Here is a 213-nt window from a genome sequence, read left to right as displayed (position 1 = left end):
GATCCGTCCCAACTACCCAACTGAGTGGGCCGCGATGAAGGCGGTCGCCGCCAAGCTCGGGATCGGCGCCGCAGAGACGGTGCGGACCTGGGTCCGCAAGTCCCAGGTGACGCCGGCCAGCGGCCCGGCGTCACCTCCGAGGAGGCCGCGGAGATCAAGCGGCTCAAGGCCGAGAACGCCGAACTGCGACGGGCCAATGAGATCCTCAAGGCG

The 213-nt window shown here is 69.5% G+C and carries 1 pseudogene; it reads left to right on the top strand.

The features are described from left to right. Positions 1 to 213, top strand: a pseudogene (locus tag OO68_RS48215) (IS3-like element ISMyma3 family transposase); the annotation flags it as partial.

The sequence above is a fragment of the Streptomyces iakyrus genome, assembly GCF_000717055.1.
GTDB lineage: Bacteria > Actinomycetota > Actinomycetes > Streptomycetales > Streptomycetaceae > Streptomyces > Streptomyces iakyrus.
Note: the sequence above shows the minus strand (reverse complement) of the source record. Positions and strands in the feature narration are given on the sequence as shown.